Origin of the sequence: Marisediminicola sp. LYQ85, from assembly GCF_046600695.1 — a bacterium.
Taxonomy (GTDB): domain Bacteria; phylum Actinomycetota; class Actinomycetes; order Actinomycetales; family Microbacteriaceae; genus Marisediminicola.
On sequence record NZ_JBKIWO010000004.1, the window covers coordinates 78538 to 96161 of the forward strand.

The 17624-nt window shown below is 66.9% G+C and carries 15 protein-coding genes; 11 read left to right on the forward strand and 4 right to left on the reverse strand.

Annotated elements, in window-relative coordinates; all coding sequences use genetic code 11:
* Positions 1-15: 15 nt before the first annotated feature.
* The 3 genes from ACLHG5_RS13595 to ACLHG5_RS13605 are packed head-to-tail and all read right to left on the reverse strand — an operon-like array spanning position 16 to position 3356.
* Positions 16-1224, reverse strand: a complete 1209-nt coding sequence (locus tag ACLHG5_RS13595) for an ABC transporter permease (RefSeq protein WP_411319130.1) — start codon at positions 1222-1224, stop codon at positions 16-18.
* A gap of 20 nt (positions 1225-1244) precedes the next feature.
* Positions 1245-2048 (reverse strand): ABC transporter ATP-binding protein, encoded by an 804-nt coding sequence (locus ACLHG5_RS13600; protein WP_411319131.1) that lies wholly within the window; start codon positions 2046-2048, stop codon positions 1245-1247.
* 3 nt (positions 2049-2051) lie between these two features.
* Positions 2052-3356 carry an efflux RND transporter periplasmic adaptor subunit gene (locus tag ACLHG5_RS13605; protein WP_411319132.1) on the reverse strand — a complete coding sequence of 435 codons (1305 nt, stop codon included), beginning with the start codon at positions 3354-3356 and terminating at the stop codon, positions 2052-2054.
* Positions 3357-3600: 244 nt separating this feature from the next.
* On the opposite strand from ACLHG5_RS13605, the gene ACLHG5_RS13610 reads away from it, so the two are divergent.
* Both ACLHG5_RS13610 and ACLHG5_RS13615 read left to right on the forward strand, forming a co-directional pair.
* Positions 3601-4965: a cystathionine beta-synthase gene (locus tag ACLHG5_RS13610; protein WP_411319133.1), complete on the forward strand. Its 1365-nt coding sequence runs from the start codon at positions 3601-3603 to the stop codon at positions 4963-4965.
* Positions 4966-5008: 43 nt separating this feature from the next.
* Positions 5009-6181, forward strand: a complete 1173-nt coding sequence (locus ACLHG5_RS13615; protein ID WP_411319134.1) for a cystathionine gamma-synthase — start codon at positions 5009-5011, stop codon at positions 6179-6181.
* 6 nt (positions 6182-6187) lie between these two features.
* Here ACLHG5_RS13615 and ACLHG5_RS13620 read toward each other — a convergent pair whose 3' ends face one another.
* A complete protein-coding gene (locus tag ACLHG5_RS13620; protein ID WP_411319135.1) occupies positions 6188-7006 on the reverse strand; it encodes a DeoR/GlpR family DNA-binding transcription regulator in 819 nt (272 codons plus the stop codon).
* Positions 7007-7206: 200 nt separating this feature from the next.
* Between ACLHG5_RS13620 and ACLHG5_RS13625 the strand changes: the two genes are divergently transcribed.
* From ACLHG5_RS13625 to araA, 9 genes are all read left to right on the forward strand, one after another.
* Entirely contained in the window at positions 7207-8430 is a 1224-nt protein-coding gene (locus ACLHG5_RS13625) for an ABC transporter substrate-binding protein (RefSeq protein WP_411319136.1), read from the forward strand.
* A gap of 69 nt (positions 8431-8499) precedes the next feature.
* Positions 8500-9444: a carbohydrate ABC transporter permease gene (locus tag ACLHG5_RS13630; RefSeq protein WP_411316383.1), complete on the forward strand. Its 945-nt coding sequence runs from the start codon at positions 8500-8502 to the stop codon at positions 9442-9444.
* A complete protein-coding gene (locus tag ACLHG5_RS13635; protein WP_411319137.1) occupies positions 9441-10286 on the forward strand; it encodes a carbohydrate ABC transporter permease in 846 nt (281 codons plus the stop codon). The genes ACLHG5_RS13630 and ACLHG5_RS13635 overlap by 4 nt, the downstream gene beginning before the upstream one ends.
* A 45-nt stretch (positions 10287-10331) precedes the next feature.
* Complete coding sequence (locus tag ACLHG5_RS13640; RefSeq protein ID WP_411319138.1) at positions 10332-11192, forward strand: ketose-bisphosphate aldolase; 861 nt, start codon at positions 10332-10334, stop codon at positions 11190-11192.
* On the forward strand, positions 11164-12405 hold the full coding sequence (locus ACLHG5_RS13645; RefSeq protein WP_411319139.1) for an ADP-dependent glucokinase/phosphofructokinase: 1242 nt from the start codon (positions 11164-11166) through the stop codon (positions 12403-12405). The genes ACLHG5_RS13640 and ACLHG5_RS13645 overlap by 29 nt, the downstream gene beginning before the upstream one ends.
* A gap of 137 nt (positions 12406-12542) precedes the next feature.
* Positions 12543-13583 (forward strand): LacI family DNA-binding transcriptional regulator, encoded by a 1041-nt coding sequence (locus ACLHG5_RS13650; RefSeq protein WP_411317265.1) that lies wholly within the window; start codon positions 12543-12545, stop codon positions 13581-13583.
* Positions 13584-13672: 89 nt separating this feature from the next.
* Positions 13673-15409 carry a ribulokinase gene (gene araB, locus ACLHG5_RS13655; protein WP_411316378.1) on the forward strand — a complete coding sequence of 579 codons (1737 nt, stop codon included), beginning with the start codon at positions 13673-13675 and terminating at the stop codon, positions 15407-15409.
* Positions 15406-16104: an L-ribulose-5-phosphate 4-epimerase gene (locus tag ACLHG5_RS13660; protein WP_411319140.1), complete on the forward strand. Its 699-nt coding sequence runs from the start codon at positions 15406-15408 to the stop codon at positions 16102-16104. The genes araB and ACLHG5_RS13660 overlap by 4 nt, the downstream gene beginning before the upstream one ends.
* The gene (gene araA, locus ACLHG5_RS13665) at positions 16101-17621 is read left to right on the forward strand and encodes an L-arabinose isomerase (protein WP_411319141.1); all 1521 of its coding nucleotides are present in this window, start codon (positions 16101-16103) and stop codon (positions 17619-17621) included. Before ACLHG5_RS13660 ends, araA begins: the two co-directional genes overlap by 4 nt.
* Positions 17622-17624 lie beyond the last annotated feature (3 nt).

Below are 17624 nucleotides of genomic sequence, written 5' to 3' on the forward strand. Positions count from 1 at the left end.
AAGGGGTGAGGGTGGTCATTCGCTTCTGAGGGCGTCGATCGGCGCGAGCCGCGCCGCCCTCGTGGCGGGGTAGACCCCGAACACGAGGCCGATCGCGACAGCGACGACGATCGACAGGGCGACGGCGGGGCCGGAGACGACGATCGAACTGTTGATGACCGGGGGGAGGAGGAGGGCGGCCGCGATCCCGAGCGCCGCACCGAGAAGACCTCCCGACAGACCGAGGATCGCGGCCTCGACGAGGAACTGGCGGCGGATCGCCCACGGCGGGGCGCCGAGCGCCTTGCGAAGCCCGATCTCGCGCGTGCGCTCGGTCACCGAGACGAGCATGATGTTCATGACCCCGATGCCGCCGACGAGGAGAGAGAGCCCCGCGACGCCCGTGAGCAGGATCGTGAGCGTCTCGTAGACCGCCGTCGCCGTGCTGACGAGCGCGTCTTGGCTGCTGATCGTGAAGTCGGCGCTCGCCGCATCGGTGATGCCGTGCCTGCTGAGAAGAACCGCTTCGGCCTCCTGGTACGCCGCCGACAGTTGGTCGGATGACGCCGCCTGCAGGTAGATGGTCGAAACGCTCGTGGTCGACGAGCCCCCGACGAGCAGGGCCGCGTTCGTGGTGTGCGGCACGACGGCGACGTCGTCGAGGTCGGTCGACGAGTCGGATCCGGCAGACGCGAGCACGCCGACGATCTCGAACGCGGTGCTGTCGATCGTGACGGACTGACCGACGACGTTCACCCGGCCGAACAACTCGTCGGCGGTCGTCGACCCGATCACGACGACCGCGTCGGACGCGGTGTACTGCTCCTCGTCGAAGAACTCCCCCGAGACGAGGTCGCGATCGCGCACGTCGAGCCACGACGTCGTCGTGCCCGTGACCGAGGTGCTCCAGTTGGTGTCGCCCGACTCGAGGGAGAGCTGGGAAGTCGATTCGGGGGCGACCCCGGTGATGTCGGGGGTGCTGACATCCGAATCGAGAGCCTCGGCATCCGCGATCGTGAGAGTCGTCGCCGTGCCGAAACCGCCGCGCAGGCCGGCACTGTCAGTGCTCGAGCCCGGCGTGACGATGAGCAGGTCGCTTCCGAGCGAACTGATCTGCTCGCTCACATCCTTCTGCGTTCCGAGGCCGAGCCCGACCGTGAGGATGACCGCCGCGATCCCGATGAGGATGCCGAGCACCGTGAGCAGCGACCGCAGCGCGTGCGACCGGATCGCCCCCCAGCTCATGCGGAGGGATTCGCACCAGTTCACGAGTCGACCGCCCCGCGGCCGGCGACCGCGGTGTCGACGACGGGCTCGTCTCGCAGGATCTCGCCGTCGCGCACCCAGACGATGCGCCTGGCGCGTCGAGCGACCTCGAGTTCGTGCGTGATGAGAACGATCGTGCGGCCGAGCTCGTGCAGCTCGTCGAAGAGATCGAGCACGTCGTTCGTCGACACCGAGTCGAGGTTTCCGGTCGGCTCGTCGGCGAGGATCATCGTCGGCTCCCCGACGAGGGCGCGCGCGATCGCGACCCTCTGCTGCTGGCCACCCGAGAGTTCGCCCGGTCGGTTCTCGAGACGAGACGCGAGCCCGACCCTCTCGAGAGCATCGATCGCGCGCTCGCGACGCTCGTCGCGCGCGACGCGGCCGTAGAGGAGAGGCAACTCGACGTTGCGCCACGCGGGGAGAGAGGGGAGCAGGTTGAACTGCTGGAACACGAACCCGATGCGACGATTGCGGATCTGTGCGAGATCGATCTCGTCGAGCTCGCTCACATCTGCCCCACCGAGGCGGTAGCTGCCGGTCGTGAGGGTGTCGAGACACCCGAGCACGTTCATGATCGTGGACTTCCCCGACCCTGACGGGCCCATGATGGCCACGTATTCGCCCTCGGCGATCGCGAGATCGATGCCCTTGAGGGCTTCGAACTCGAGAGAACCCGACCGGTATGTCTTTCGCGCACCGGCGAGCTCGATGACCGTGTCTCGAGCCTCCCGTGCGACGTCGCGTGCGAGGGAGCGGCCGGAATCGCGGGCGGTGGCGGCGGGCGATTGCGTGTGCTGCGCCATCCGTCAGCCCTCCGTTCCCGGTCCGAAGCCGCCCGTCGGGAGATCCCCGCCGGGGAACCCGCCGCTCGGAAGCTCGACGCCGTCCGGCGGGGTCATGCCGCCCCCGGGGAAGTCGCCGGTTCCGCGCTCGCCCGACTCGACACCCGGCTCGCTCCCCGCAGGGGTGAAGACGGTCACGACCACCTCGTCGCCCTCGACGAGGCCGTCGACGATCTCGACGAGGTCACCGACCGTGTCGCCGACCGTCACGGGAGCCTCGCTCTCGACCCCGTCAGCGTCGACGAGAGTGACCGTCGAGAAGTCGCCGTCGGTGGTCACGGCCGCCGACGGCACCGCGAGAACGTCGGTGCGACGCTCGTAGACGATCGAGGCGTCGGCGGTCACGCCGTCGTGGAGCCCCTCGGCGTCGCCCGTAACGGCGATCGTCACGGGGTAGGCGGCCGCTCCGGAATCGGTTGCGGGAAGGAGGCCGACCTCGGCGACGGTACCGAAGAAGGTGCTTCCGTCGGCGAGGGTGAGCTCGACCTGGTCGTCTGCGTCGACGAGCGGCACATCGGTCTCGCCGATGGTCGCCGCGACGGTCCAGGAATCGGTTCCGACGATCGTGAAGGCGGCTGAAGATGTCGCGGTGTCCGACGTCGCGGTCGACGTCGCGGCCGGTGACGCCGCCGAGCCGCTCACCGAATCGGCCGAATCGGCCGCGCCGACACCGTCGGTCGACCCCGACGCGGTCGCCGTGATCGAGTCGCCCACCGCGACCCCGACCGAGGTGACGACGCCGGCGACCGGGGCGACGAGGGTCGTGGCCCCGAGCGCGTCCTCGGCGTCGGAGACGGACTCCTCAGCCACACTCACCGCTGCCTCGTCGGCGGCGATCCGGGCGAGGGCCGCCGTGCCGCCGTCGCTCGAACTCGTGCTCGAGGCGAGAGTCGCTCGAGCCTCGGCGAGGCTCGCTCGGGCGTCGAGCAGCGCCGACTCCATCGTGAGCGTGTCGAGGCTCGCGAGAACGTCGCCCTTCGCGACGACGCTTCCCTCGGTCGCCTCGACCACGGTGACGGTTCCGGATGCCTCGAACCCCACCGACTCGTCGACTGCGGAGCTCACCGTGCCCGACGTCTCGACGGTCCTGTCGAGGGTCTCGAGGCTCGCGGTCGCCGTGACGGGGGTCGCGCGACTTTCGGCCGTGGATGCGGGAACGGCCACGCCGAACCAGTAGACGCACCCCGCTGCGAGGAGGATCGCGAGGCTCGCGGCCGCGATGACCCGGGTTCGTCGACGCGACTGGCGCATCCGTTCTCGAATGGTCATGGTGGGGCTCCTGTTCGGGGTGCTACTGCGGAGGCGGAACAATGGTCGGTCGTTGCAGCGAAGGTAGAAACGGCGTCTATGCAGCGGGCAAGACGAGCTGATGAATCCGCTATGACGGCGGACTACCGCGGCCCTGCCCCGCCCGGCCCGCGCCCGCCCCGTAACACTCGGGGGCCGCTCGGTAGACTCGGCAGCCGGGTCACCGACCCGACATCCCCGCTCCTGAGTCCGACCGAGGTCCCCTGTGAAATACGCCGAATCCGTCGTCGACCTGATCGGCAACACACCCCTCGTCAAGCTCACCAAGGTGACCGAGGGCATCAGCGCGACCGTGCTCGCGAAAGTGGAGTACCTCAACCCCGGCGGGTCGGCGAAAGACCGCATCGCGACGCGCATCATCGACGCCGCCGAGCGCGACGGGCTGCTCAAGCCCGGCGGCACCATCGTCGAACCCACCTCGGGCAACACGGGTGTGGGGCTCGCGCTCGTCGCCCAGCAGCGCGGATACCGCTGCGTCTTCGTGCTGCCCGACAAGGTCGGCGAAGACAAGCGCAACGTGCTCACGGCCTACGGCGCCGAGATCGTCGTGACGCCGACCGCGGTCGCGCCCGACAGCCCCGAGTCGTACTACTCGGTCTCCGACCGCCTCGCGCGCGAGATCCCCGGCGCGTTCAAGCCCGACCAGTACTCGAACCTCAACGGACCGCTCAGCCACTACGAGACGACCGGTCCCGAGATCTGGCGGGACACCGAGGGCAAAGTGACCCACTTCGTCGCGGGCGTCGGCACGGGCGGAACGATCAGCGGTGTCGGGCGCTACCTCAAAGAGGTGTCCGACGGCGCCGTGCAGATCATCGGCGCCGACCCCGAAGGCTCGGTGTACTCCGGAGGAACGGGGCGGCCGTACCTCGTCGAAGGGGTCGGCGAAGACTTCTGGCCGAGCGCCTACGACCCGAGTGTCGTCGATCGCGTGATCGCGGCATCCGACGCCACCTCGTTCGCGTTGACCCGCAGGCTCGCTCGCGAGGAGGGCCTGCTCGTGGGCGGATCGTGCGGGCTCGCCGTCGCGGCGGCGCTCGAGGTCGCTCGCGAGCTCGGGCCCGACGACGTCGTCGTCGTGCTGCTGCCCGACGGCGGCCGCGGCTACCTCGGCAAGATCTTCAACGACACCTGGATGCGCTCCTACGGCTTCTCGACGGCGCCAGACGGGGCGACCGTCGCGTCGATCGTCGGCGGCAAGACCGGAGCCCTGCCCGACCTCGTGCACGTGCACCCGTCGGACACGGTGCGCGACGCCATCCAGATCATGACCGAATACGGCATCTCGCAATTGCCCGTGCTCACCGCCGAACCGCCCGTCGTGATGGGCGAGATCGTCGGTGCCGTCGACGAGCGCGGGCTCCTCGAGCTCGTCTTCAGCGGCGAGGCACAGATGACGGATGCCGTCGGGGCTTTCATTCAGCCGCCCCTCGGCCTCATCGGGGCCGGCGAATCGGTCGCGGCCGCCCGCACCGCCCTCGGCACGGCCGACGCCCTGCTCGTGACCGACGAGGGCAAGCCCGCCGCGGTGCTCACGCGCCACGATCTGCTGAGCTACCTCTCGGCGTGAGCCGGCCACTCCCCACCCCTGCGAACGCTTGCTGAAAGACGACATGACCTCCGACTCTGCTTCTCGCGACTCCGCTGCTCGTGACTTCGCGACGCGCGCCATCCACTCCGGCCAGACCCCCGACCCCACCACGGGCGCCGTCATCCCGCCGATCTACCAGACCTCCACCTTCGTGCAAGACGGCATCGGGGGTTTCCGCAACGGTTACGAGTACGCCCGCGGCGGCAACCCCACGCGCACCTCGCTCGAAACCCTCCTCGCCGACCTCGAGGGGGCGAAGCACGGACTGTCGTTCTCGTCGGGCCTCGCCGGTGAAGACGCACTCCTCCGCGCGCGCCTCGCGCCGGGATCGCGCATCGTCATGGGCAACGACGTCTACGGCGGAACCCACCGCCTCGTCAACAGGCTCTTCGTGCCGTGGGGCGTCGAACTGCAGACCGTCGAGATGACCGACCTCGACGCCGTGCGCGCTGCCGTGACGCCCGGCACGACGGTGCTCTGGGTCGAGACCCCGAGCAACCCGCTCATGAAGGTGAGCGACATCGCGGCGCTCGCCGACATCGGCCACGCGGTCGGTGCGACCGTGGTCGTCGACAACACGTTCGCCTCGCCCTACCTCCAGAACCCGCTCGCGTTCGGTGCCGACGTCGTCGTGCACTCGACCACCAAATACCTCGGCGGTCACTCCGACGTGCTCGGCGGCGCCGTCGTCACCAACGACGACGAGCTCGCCGAGAAGGTGCAGTTCGTGCAGTTCGCCGCGGGCGCCGTGGGCGGACCGATGGATGCGTGGCTCACCACGCGCGGCATCAAGACCCTCGCGGTGCGCGTCGAGAAGCACTCCACGAACGCGCTCGCGCTCGCCGAAGCGCTCGTCGGGCATCCCCGGATCGAGCGCGTGTACTACCCGGGACTCGCCGACCACCCCGGACACGAGATCGCGGCACGGCAGATGCGTGCCTTCGGTGGCATGCTCTCGCTCAAGGTCGCGGGCGGGGCATCCGCTGCCCGTCGCCTCGTCGAATCGACGGAGGTCTTCCTGCTCGCCGAATCGCTCGGCGGGGTCGAGTCGCTCATCAGTTACCCGTCGGAGATGACCCACGCGTCGGTGCGCGGCACGGCGCTCGAGGTGCCCGACGACATCGTGCGCCTCTCGGTCGGCATCGAGGGCGTCGACGACCTCGTCGGCGACATCCTTCAGGCACTCGAGCGGTAGCGCCGGTCAGGGCGGGGTCAGAACCTCGACGCCGGCTTTCTCGAGCGCTCGCGCCAGTTCGGCGGGCGGAGGGACATCCGTGATCAAGTAGTCGGCCTCCGCGAGTTCGGCGATCTGCGCGAACAAGCGCCGATCGAGCTTCGACGAATCGGCGAGGATCGCGACCTTCGCCGCGCGATGCATCATCCCCCGGAGCATTTGAGCTTCGGCCAGGTTGCTCGTCCAGTAACCCCCGTGTGCGGAGACCGCTCCGACTCCGATCAACGCGAGATCGCTCTGGATGTCGGCCTCGCTGCCGTCGCCGAGGTGCGAACCGACGATGGGGATTCCGACGGGCCCGACTGTCGCCTGCGCCGTGAACCTCACTGACCCGCCGAACACATAGAGGTCACGAATGGCCTCGGGGGCGATTTCGTCAGGCAATCGCAAGCTGTTGGTGGCGATCGTCAATTCCCGGCGATCTCGGAGATTGCGGGCCACAGCCAAGGCTGTGCTGCCGGCGTTGATCATGAGAACCATTCCGTCGCGCACCAGGCCGGCGCCGATGATGCCGATCGCCTCTTTCGCCGCCGGTTGCATCCGGATCCGCACGTCGAGACCGAACTCGGGGCGCGGCACGGCCGACAGGCTCACCGCGCCACCGTGCGTGCGGATGACATGGCCGTCAGCGTCGAGTTGGTCGAGGTCCCGCCGGATGGTGTCGACCGACACCTCGAATCGCTCCGCGAGTCTGGCCACCGTCACCTCTCCGGACTCGGCCACGAAGGAAGCGAGCTCCGCTTTTCTGCCCGCGGGGAGGCGCCTGCCCGAATCTTCTGTAGTCACCCTTCGATTATTAGCCATTTCGGGCCACAAGATGCACGGACATATTGACGAGATGCCGTTTTCTCCTTATCGTGACAGAAAGAAACCGCAGATAAACGCAAATAACTGCGAACGCGGAGAAGATCTCAATGAGGAGAGACATGAGCAACGTTGCTCGGCGGCGGATCCTGTTGATCGGGGCCACAGTATCCATCGCTGGAATGACCATGACCGGTTGCAGTTCAGGTGGTGCATCGAGCGGGGACGGTGGTGACGTCACCATCGAGTTCTCGCAGTGGTGGGCGCCCGAACTTCCGGAGGGTGCACTGCAAGAACTCATCGACGGGTTCGAAGACGAGAACCCGGGCGTGACCGTCGAGATGTTGAGCGGTCCATACGCGTCTGTGCAGGACCAGACCTTCACCGCCGCGGCGTCGAACACCATGGCGGACGTCGTCGGACTCGACGGCGCCTGGGTCAACGACCTGCAGAAGCAGGGCGCGCTTGCGAACATGACCGATCTGATGGCTGACGCCGACTACGACGACAGCCAACTCGCGAGTCAGGTGCAGGTGGACGGTGGCACCTACATGATTCCGGTCGTCAACTTCATCTACCCGATGTTCACGAACGACGACCTGCTCGCTGAGGCCGGCGTCTCGTCGATCCCGCAGACCCGCAGTGAGTTCGCGGACGCCGCCGCCGCGATCAGCGACATCGATTCCACGACCAAGGGATGGGTCATCCCGCTCTCGACCGAGAATCCGAACGGCATTCAGAACGACCTCATGTCGTGGGTCTGGGCGTCCGGTGGAAGCATGCTCGACGACGAGGGGCAGCCAGACCTCACGAACGCGGCGGTGACGAGCGCGACCACCTTCGTCAAGGACCTCTACGAGGCCGACGATGTCACCCCGGGTGCTCTCACGCTGCAGGAGCCCGACAAGGTGACCGAGTTCATCAACGGGCGGGTGGGAATGATGATCGACTCGCTGTCGCGCATCGACACGATCAAGGAGGCATCGCCCGATCTCAACTTCAGCATCTCCGCCATCCCCGCCGAAGACGGCTACGAGGGCGAACGGGGCATCCCCTACGCCTCGTGGGGTCTCGGTGTCTCAGCGCAGTCGGAGAACCCCGAGGAGTCGTGGGCGCTCGTGTCGTACCTCATGAGCGAGAGCGTCAACTCCGAGCTCTCGACGCTGGCGAACGCGTTCCCGGGCAACACCGCCTCGACCCCCGACTTCTCGGACGCCGACCCGCTATACGAGGACGCCTTCGAGATCTACCAGAGCGGGTACCCGGCGAACGAATTCGTCGGACTGCCCACTGCCGACTCCCTGATGCGGACGTTCGATGAGCAGTTCCAGCGAGTGTTGACCGGCGACCAGAGTGTCGAGGAAGCGCTCGAGACTTCCCAAACGGAGTGGCTCAGCGAGTTCTGATCCATCGCAGCACGGGTGGTGCACCACGGCTCCGGCTGTGGTGCACCACCCCGACAAAGGAGTCACCGAATGGTAGTCATCACACCGAGTACGCTTCGTGCGCGTCCACCAACGCCCACAAGCCCTCGCCCGCGAGTCAAGCGCGGAAGCGCCGCCCCCTACTGGTTCATCACCCCGACGGTGATCCTCCTGCTCGTCCTCATGATCGTTCCGGTCGTGATCGTGATCGCGAACTCGGTGCTCTCGGATGTCATAACGCGACCCGGGTCTGAGTTCGTCGGACTCGACAACTACGTCGCCGTCCTCGCTGAGCCGAACTTCTGGCCGGCGACCCTGAACACGGCGATCTTCTCGGGGTCGAGCGTCGCAGCCCACCTGGTGATCGGTCTCGCTTTCGCGCTGCTTCTCAACAGTCCGGTGCTCGGCAGATTCTCGAAAGGGGTCTTCCGCACGATCCTGATTCTCCCGTGGCTGTTCACGGCGGCCGTCATCGCCGTGCTCTGGCGACTCATCCTCGCCCCGAACGGCGTCATCAACTTCTTCCTCATCACCGGCGGAATCCTCGAGGAGGGTCAGGAATGGTTCGGTGACCCGGCGACCGCCCTCTTCGCCGTCACGGTGATGAACATCTGGGCGGGCTACCCGTTCTTCATGATCAGCTTGCTCGCCGGTCTGCAGGGCATCCCCGGAGAACTCAGTGAAGCGGCCACCGTGGACGGCGCGAACGCGGTGCAGCGCTTCTTCTGGGTGACTCTCCCGCAACTGATGCCGATCGTCGTCAGCATGGCGATCCTCGACCTCCTCTGGACGACCCAGCAGTTCGCGCTCATCTGGCTGACGACCGGGGGCGGACCGCTGAACGTCACCGAGATGCTCAGTACGTTCACCTACAAACTCGCCTTCGGCGACTTCGAACTGAGTCAGGCGTCAGCCAGCGCCGTGCTCGTGTTGTTGTTCTCTCTCGTCGTGGCGATCTTCTACGTGCGCCAGCAGCGGAAGGCGGCAGATCGATGACGATGACGCGTGCGACCCGACTCAGGGTGACGAGAACCGGCACGATCGCGGCATTGCTCGGAGCAGCGGTGCTCGCGGGCTTCCCGATCTTCTGGATGGTGGTCAGCTCGTTCAAAACCAACTCCGAGGTTTTCGAGTCTCCCCCGACCCTCATAACCGAGAACTTCTCGCTGGATGCGTACACGGCCGTGTTCACCGACCCCACGAAGTTGAGATTCTTCGTGAACAGCTACGTCGTGGCGATCGCGGTGACGCTGCTGACTCTTCTCGTCGCCATCCTCGCCGCATACGCCTTCAGTCGATACGACTTCAAGATGAAGGGGCTACTGAGCATCATCATCATCGGTGTCCAGGCCGTCCCGCCGATCACTCTGCTCATCCCGTACTTCACTCTCATCGTCGCGCTGCGTCTCTACGACAGCTACGCAGGGCTCATCCTCACCTACATGGTGTTCACCGTCCCCTATGCGGTGATCATGATGACGGGCTACTTCAACACCATTCCGCGCGAACTCGACGAGGCAGTCAAGGTCGACGGAGCGGGGCCCCTCACGGCACTGTTCCGTGTGATCGTGCCTGTCGCCATGCCGGGCATCGTGTCGGTGGGGGTGTACACGTTCATGATCGCGTGGAACGAGTACCTCTTCGCCCTCACCCTCACGCGCACAGAAGAGATGCGCACTCTGCCGATCGGCATCCAGCTCCTCCTCGGCCAGGCCAATCAGGAGTGGGCCCAGCTCATGTCGATGAGCCTGCTCGGGATGCTCCCGGTTCTGATCCTCTTTCTGTTCTTTCAGCGTCACTTCATCGGGGGGCTGACCTCCGGTGCGGTGAAGAGCTGACCCGCACGACACCGCACCACCTACGAAAAAGGAGAACCATCACCCATGCTGCTTTCGGGAAAAGACCTGCTCGACGTCGCGAATGAGAACAGCTTCGCGATCCCCGCCTTCAACATCAGTGACTGGGCCATGCTCAACGGTGTGATCGCCGTGAGCGAGGAGAAGAAGTCCCCGGTGATCCTCGCGATCCACCCCGATGAGCTCAGCCACATCGGCGTCGACATGATGCCTGGTGTCGTCGCCCGCGCCCGCAATGCGAGCATCCCGGTCACGATCCACCTCGACCACGGCGCGACCTATCAGCAAGTGCTCACGGCGATCCAGCACGGATTCACCTCGGTGATGATCGACGGTTCGATGCTGCCGTTCGACGACAACGCCACACTGACAGCGAAGATCGTCGAAGCGGCGCACTCGGTCGGACTGTCGGTCGAGGGGGAACTCGGAACCATCGGCAAGACCGATGACGAGGCCGAGGCCGGCACCGCCGACATCATCTACACCGAGCCCGCGGAGGCGGTCCGCTTCGTCGAACTCACCGGCGTCGACAGTCTCGCGATAGCCATCGGGACCCGCCACGGGATCTACCCGTCGCACCTCAAGGCCGAGCTGAGACTCGATCTGCTCAAGGAGATCAAGGCCGCCGTGTCGATCCCCCTGGTTCTTCACGGCGGATCAGACAACCCGGACGACGAGATCGGCCAGGCGGTCAAGCTCGGTGTCAACAAGATCAACATCTCGAGTGACATCAAGGTGGCCTACCACCGAAAGGTGCGCGAGATCCTGGCGGATGCGACCGTGCGGGAGCCGAACACAATCCAACCTCCCGCCATCGCGGCGATGAAGGTCACCGCAGCGCAGAAGATCGACCTCTTCGATGCGGCTGGTCGTGCACGCCACTACTAGGTCCGACTCCTGTGCCGCCGAGGTCGTTCTCGGACTCGGCGGCACGGTCGACCTCGAAGTGGGATGGGATGCAGACACGCTGTCGATGCTCGCCGCCGAGTACTGTCTCACCCCCGCAGATCTGGTCGCGCCCCGTGCACTGAAGACGGAGCGCGACGTTCTCTGTGCTGTTCTCTCGCACGTGCCCGAGGGGACCGGCGGCGAGTACTTCGTCGACGAACCCGACGCGCTCGGCTCGTTCACCGATCGATTCGCGAGTGTCCGGACCTTGGGCGGCACACCGGTGCGCGCCGCCATAGCTATGGACCGCATCGGAATGCCCTCCACGGTGCACCTCGTGAGCGTCGACGACACGGTGCGGCGCCTGATGCCGCCGACGGTCGAGATCATCTCCAGTGCCGATCACGATTCGTTCGACCCTCACGTGATCGTGCAGTTCCCTGCCGGAGCCACAGTCCGCGTCGGCTCTCACGACTTCGTCACCCCTCATCCGAACCGCGTGATCCTCTCGAACGATCTGCCGAACCAGCTGATGGTCATCAGTGAAGAGCTGGGAGACGCCGTCGAAAAAGCCCGCGTCATCATGGTGTCGGGATTCAATTCGATGCGAAACGTCGAGCTTCTCGAGAGGCGTCTCTCGGACGTCACTCGACATCTCGCCCGCCGCAACCCCTCGGCGATCGCATGGTACGAGCACAGCGGATTCCACGTGTCCGGCTTCTCGGATCGGGTCCGGATGGCACTGGGCCAGACGGTCGACATCTGGAGCTGCAACGAGGATGAGCTCGCGGTGCACCTCGGGCATCGGATCGACCTGCTCGACCCGAAAGCGGTGGTCGAGGCCGTTCGTCGACTGCACGCCGATGTCGGATCGCCGACGGTCGTCGTGCATTCCCGGCACTGGGCACTGGCTGTCGGCGGGGATTCCGCTGTGCAGCTCGCGGCCCTCGACGGCGGGATCGCGAGCGCGAGCGCGCGCTACGCCTTCGGCGACCACGTCGACCGTTCCCGTCTCGACACTCTCGCTCAGTGGCCCCGGCAGCCTGACGCTGTCCGATTCGTCGAGGAGCTGGCCTCGATCGCGGGACCCCCCATCTCGGCCAGGCCGGCTTTCCTCATCCCGGTCGATTCACCGACCACGATTGGCCTCGGCGACACCTTCGTCGGCGGGGCTCTCGCGGCCCTGCGGGAACTGAGGTCGGGAGAAGCGTGAATCGGTGAGCGGGTGTTAGAAACGCCACCGAGCCCGCTCAGACGCGGCGGCTGGCGCTCACGCTCGATGCGCCATACTGGACCGGTTCACGAAATGTGAACGTACACATCGTCAATGAAGCCGGGTTCGACATCATCATGGAACCACCGAAGGGCAGAGCTCCCAACATCCGGGACGTCGCTCGCCTCGCCGGAGTGTCGTACCAGACGGTGTCTCGAGTGCTCAACAACTCCGAGAACATCAAGCCGAGCACCAAAGAGCGCGTTCTCGAGATCATCGGTGAGATCGGGTACCGCCCCAATCAGGCCGCGCGGGCCCTCGTCACGAGCAAGTCGAGGACTCTCGGGGTGCTCACCGCACAGACCGCGCACTACGGCCCGAACACGAGCCTGCGCGCCATCGAGGATGCCGCGCGTGAGGCCGGATACCTCGTGAGCACGATGAGTCTCGCGACGAGCGACTACGCCTCGATCACCGGCGGCCTCGAGCACCTCATGGCGCAAGCCATCGAGGGGCTCGTCGTCATCGCCCCGCAGGTGCGGGTGTTCGACGCGTTCAAAGCACTCGAGCTCACGATCCCGCTCGTCACCCTCGACTCGACGGGGCGCGACGCCCCGCGCAGCCTCTCCGTCGACCAGATCGCGGGCGCACGTCTCGTCACGCGGCACCTCATCGATCTCGGGCACGCCGACATCCTGCACCTCGCCGGACCCCAGGACTGGATCGAGGCCGAAGCGCGGATGCGCGGCTTCCTCGACGAGATCGACCGTGCCGATTTGCGGCTCTTCCCTCCCATCCTCGGCGACTGGACAGCCGACTTCGGATATCACGTGGGGGAGGAGGTCGTGCAGTTCCGTGACTTCACGGCCGTGTTCGCCGCGAACGATCAGATGGCTCTCGGTCTCATGCACGCGTTCCGTGATGCGGGGCTCGACGTGCCGGGAGATGTGAGCGTGGTCGGCTTCGACGACATCCCCGAGGCGCGGCACTTCTGGCCGACCCTCACGACGGTCCGACAGGATTTCGCCGAGCTGGGTCGGCGCTCCGTCGCCCTCCTCGTCGGCGAGATCGAGGGGGAGACTGGGCTCAACCACGATCAGATCCTGCCCGAGCTCGTGGTGCGGGAGTCGTCGGCCGCACCTCCGCCCCGCATCGACAAGTGGGCGCCCCGGCGGTAGGCTCGGGGCAAATGTGAGCGCTCACATTCCGAAGCGCCGCGCCACTGAACCCCACCAGTGAACCCCATCCCCAGACGAAGGAGTCGCCCGTGAGCACTGCGCCACCGGTCCATTCGCCCGACGATCAGTTCGTGATCGGCATCGACTACGGCACGCTCTCGGGCCGCGCGCTCGTCGTGCGGGTATCCGACGGTGCCGAGCTCGGTTCGGCCACCCACGAGTACAGCCACGCGGTCATGGACACGACCCTCGCGGCGACGGGCGCACCGTTGCCGCCCGAGTGGGCTCTGCAGGTGCCGTCGGACTACGTCGACGTGCTCAAGACCGCGGTCCCCGCCGCGATCCGGGCGACGGGCATCGACCCCGCGAAAGTCATCGGCGTCGGCACCGACTTCACCGCGAGCACCCCGCTGCCCGTGCTGAGCGACGGAACACCCCTCAACGAGCTCCCCGAGTTCGCCGACCGCCCGCACGCCTACGTCAAACTGTGGAAGCACCACGCCGCCGGGGGACAGGCCGACCGCATCAACGCCCTCGCCGCCGACCGCGACGAGTCGTGGCTGCCCCGCTACGGCGGGCTCATCTCGAGCGAGTGGGAGTTCGCGAAAGGGCTCCAGCTTCTCGAAGAAGACCCCGAGCTCTACGAGCGCATGGACCACTGGGTCGAAGCGGCCGACTGGATCGTCTGGCAGCTCACCGGCACCTACGTGCGCAACGCGTGCACCGCGGGCTACAAGGGCATCCTGCAAGACGGCGCCTACCCGAGCCGCGACTTCCTCGCGGCGCTCAACCCCGACTTCGCCGGGTTCGCCGACGACAAGGTCGCACACGAGATCGGCCGTCTCGGGGATGCCGCTGGCACCCTCTCCGCGCAGGCCGCCGAGTGGACCGGCCTCCCCGAGGGCATCGCCGTCGCGGTCGGCAACGTCGACGCTCACGTGACGGCCCCGGCCGCGGGGGCCGTCGAGCCCGGCCAGATGCTCGCGATCATGGGCACCTCGACGTGCCACGTCATGAACTCCGACCAGCTGCGCGACGTCCCCGGAATGTGCGGCGTGGTCGACGGCGGAATCGTCGACGGGCTCTACGGCTACGAGGCGGGCCAGTCGGGTGTCGGCGACATCTTCGCGTGGTTCGTCAAGAACCAGGTGCCCGAGCGCTACACCGCGGCCGCGGCCGAAGCAGGCTTGAGCATCCACGAGCACCTCACCGAACTCGTGCGCGACCAGCCCGTCGGCGGCCACGGACTCGTCGCACTCGACTGGCACAGCGGCAACCGCTCCGTTCTCGTCGACCACCAGTTGAGCGGCACCGTCGTGGGCATGACGCTCACGACGCGCCCCGAAGAGGTCTACCGCGCGCTCTTCGAGGCGACGGCCTTCGGCACGAGGGTCATCGTCGAGGCTTTCGCCGAGAGCGGTGTCCCCGTGACCGAGTTCATCGTCGCGGGCGGACTGCTGCGCAACAGCTTCCTCATGCAGACCTACAGCGACATCCTGCGCATGCCGATCTCGATCATCGCGAGCGACCAGGGACCCGCGCTCGGGTCGGCGATCCACGCGGCCGTCGCCGCCGGGGCCTACCCCGACGTGCGTGCGGCTGGCGAGGTCATGGGCAAGGTCGACCGGGCCGTCTACACGCCCGACGAAGCGAGGGCGGATGCCTACGACCTCCTGTTCGACGAGTACGCCCTGCTCCACGACTACTTCGGTCGCGGCAGCAACGACGTCATGCACAGGCTCAAGGCCATGAAGCGGGATGCCTACGGCACCCCGAAAGACGAGAGCGGTGTCAGCGACGCCGCCGAAAGGGAGGCAGACGTATGACATTCAGCCCAGACATCCAGATCGCCATCCAGAAGGTCCGCGACGACGCCTCGAAACTGCACGAGCAGCTCACGCGCTACAACCTCGTGATCTGGACGGGTGGCAACATCTCCGGGCGCGTGCCCGGCGCCGACCTCTTCGTGATCAAGCCGAGCGGTGTGGAGTACGACGACCTCGCGCCGTCGAACATGATCCTCTGCCACCTCGACGGCACCGTCGTCGAGGGCTCGGAGGGAAGCGAGCGCAGCCCCTCGAGCGACACGGCGGCTCACGCCTACGTCTACCGCAACATGCCCGAGGTCGGGGGAGTCGTGCACACGCACTCGACCTATGCCACGGCGTGGGCGGCGCGCGGTGAAGCCGTGCCGTGTGTGATCACGGGCCAGGCCGACGAGTTCGGCGGCGAGATCCCGGTCGGGCCGTTCGCGATCATCGGCGACGAATCGATCGGCGAAGGCATCGTCGAGACCCTCACGGGCCACCGCTCGAGGGCCGTGCTCATGCAGAACCACGGGGTGTTCACGATCGGCTCGAACCCGCGCGACGCCGTCAAGGCCGCCGTGATGGCGGAGGATGTCGCGCGCACCGTGCACATCGCCAAGCAGCTCGGCGACACCATCCCCATCCCGCAGGACAAGATCGATTCCCTCTTCGATCGCTATCAGAACGTCTATGGACAGAAGGCGACATCATGACCCGCAGCATCATCCCCGAGCTCTCCGACTACGAGGTCTGGTTCGTCACCGGCAGCCAGAACCTCTACGGAGACGAGACGCTCAAGCAAGTGGCCGAGCAGTCGCAGGAGATCGCGACTGCCCTCCAGAACGCGACGGGCATCCCGGTCGCGGTCACGTGGAAGCCCGTGCTCAAGGACTCCGACTCGATCAAGAGGCTCGCTCTCGACGCCAACGCCGACGACCGGGTCATCGGTGTGATCGCGTGGATGCACACGTTCAGCCCAGCCAAGATGTGGATCACGGGTCTCGACCTGCTGCGCAAGCCGCTGTTGCACCTCCACACCCAGGCGAACGTCGAACTCCCCTGGTCGGAGATCGACATGGACTTCATGAACCTCAACCAGGCCGCCCACGGCGACCGGGAGTTCGGATACATCCAGACCCGCCTCGGTGTCGCCCGCAAGACCGTCGTCGGTCACGTGTCGAACCCCGCCGTGGTCGCGCAGGTCGGCACCTGGAGCCGCGCCGCCGCAGGGTGGGCCGCGACCCACGAGCTCAAGCTCGCGCGCTTCGGCGACAACATGCGCTTCGTCGCCGTGACCGAGGGCGACAAGACCGAGGCCGAACTGCAGTTCGGCGTGCAGGTCAACACCTGGGGTGTCAACGATCTCGTCGAGACGGTCGACGCGGCGAGCGAGACGGATGTCGACGCTCTCGTCGCCGAATACGAGGAGCTCTACGACGTCGTTCCCGAGCTGCGCTCCGGAGGCGACCGCCACGAGTCGCTGCGCTACGGCGCACGCATCGAGCTCGGCCTGCGCTCGTTCCTCGAGGCCGGCGGGTTCAGCGCGTTCACGACGAGTTTCGAAGACCTCGGTGGGCTCCGCCAGCTTCCCGGGCTCGCCGTTCAGCGCCTCATGGCCGACGGCTACGGCTTCGGCGCGGAGGGCGACTGGAAGACGGCCGTGCTCGTGCGTGCCGCGAAGGTCATGGGCTCGGGTCTCGCCGGTGGCGCCTCGCTCATGGAGGACTACACCTACGACATGACGGCGGGCGAGGAGCTCATCCTCGGCGCCCACATGCTCGAGGTCTGCCCGTCGCTCACCACCTCGAAGCCCCGCCTCGAGATCCACCCGCTCGGCATCGGCGGGCGCGAAGACCCCGTTCGCCTCGTCTTCGACACGGATGCCGGCCCCGCCGTCGTCGTGGCCCTCTCCGACATGCGCGACAGGTTCCGTCTCGTCGCGAACGTCGTCGAGGTCGTCGACCTCCCGCACCCGCTGCCCAAGCTCCCGGTCGCCCGGGCGCTGTGGAAGCCCGAGCCCGACTTCGCGACGAGCGCGGCAGCCTGGCTGACCGCGGGGGCCGCGCACCACACCGTCATGAGCACGGCCGTGGGCATCGAGGTCTTCGAGGACTTCGCCGAGATCGCGCGCAACGAACTCGTCGTCATCGACTCGTCGACGACGCTGCGCTCGTTCGCGCGCGAGCTCAAGTGGAACCAGGCGTACTACCGCCTCGCCCGGGGGCTCTAGAGC

Coding starts and splice junctions, on each gene's coding strand:
- ACLHG5_RS13630 (WP_411316383.1), top strand. CDS start 8,500: ATGGTAGTCATCACACCGAGTACGCTTCGTGCGCGTCCACCAACGCCC.
- ACLHG5_RS13600 (WP_411319131.1), bottom strand. CDS start 2,048: ATGGCGCAGCACACGCAATCGCCCGCCGCCACCGCCCGCGATTCCGGC.
- ACLHG5_RS13605 (WP_411319132.1), bottom strand. CDS start 3,356: ATGACCATTCGAGAACGGATGCGCCAGTCGCGTCGACGAACCCGGGTC.
- ACLHG5_RS13645 (WP_411319139.1), top strand. CDS start 11,164: ATGCGGCTGGTCGTGCACGCCACTACTAGGTCCGACTCCTGTGCCGCC.
- ACLHG5_RS13635 (WP_411319137.1), top strand. CDS start 9,441: ATGACGATGACGCGTGCGACCCGACTCAGGGTGACGAGAACCGGCACG.
- ACLHG5_RS13660 (WP_411319140.1), top strand. CDS start 15,406: ATGACATTCAGCCCAGACATCCAGATCGCCATCCAGAAGGTCCGCGAC.
- ACLHG5_RS13595 (WP_411319130.1), bottom strand. CDS start 1,224: ATGAGCTGGGGGGCGATCCGGTCGCACGCGCTGCGGTCGCTGCTCACG.
- araA (WP_411319141.1), top strand. CDS start 16,101: ATGACCCGCAGCATCATCCCCGAGCTCTCCGACTACGAGGTCTGGTTC.
- ACLHG5_RS13625 (WP_411319136.1), top strand. CDS start 7,207: ATGACCATGACCGGTTGCAGTTCAGGTGGTGCATCGAGCGGGGACGGT.
- ACLHG5_RS13615 (WP_411319134.1), top strand. CDS start 5,009: ATGACCTCCGACTCTGCTTCTCGCGACTCCGCTGCTCGTGACTTCGCG.
- ACLHG5_RS13650 (WP_411317265.1), top strand. CDS start 12,543: ATGGAACCACCGAAGGGCAGAGCTCCCAACATCCGGGACGTCGCTCGC.
- ACLHG5_RS13640 (WP_411319138.1), top strand. CDS start 10,332: ATGCTGCTTTCGGGAAAAGACCTGCTCGACGTCGCGAATGAGAACAGC.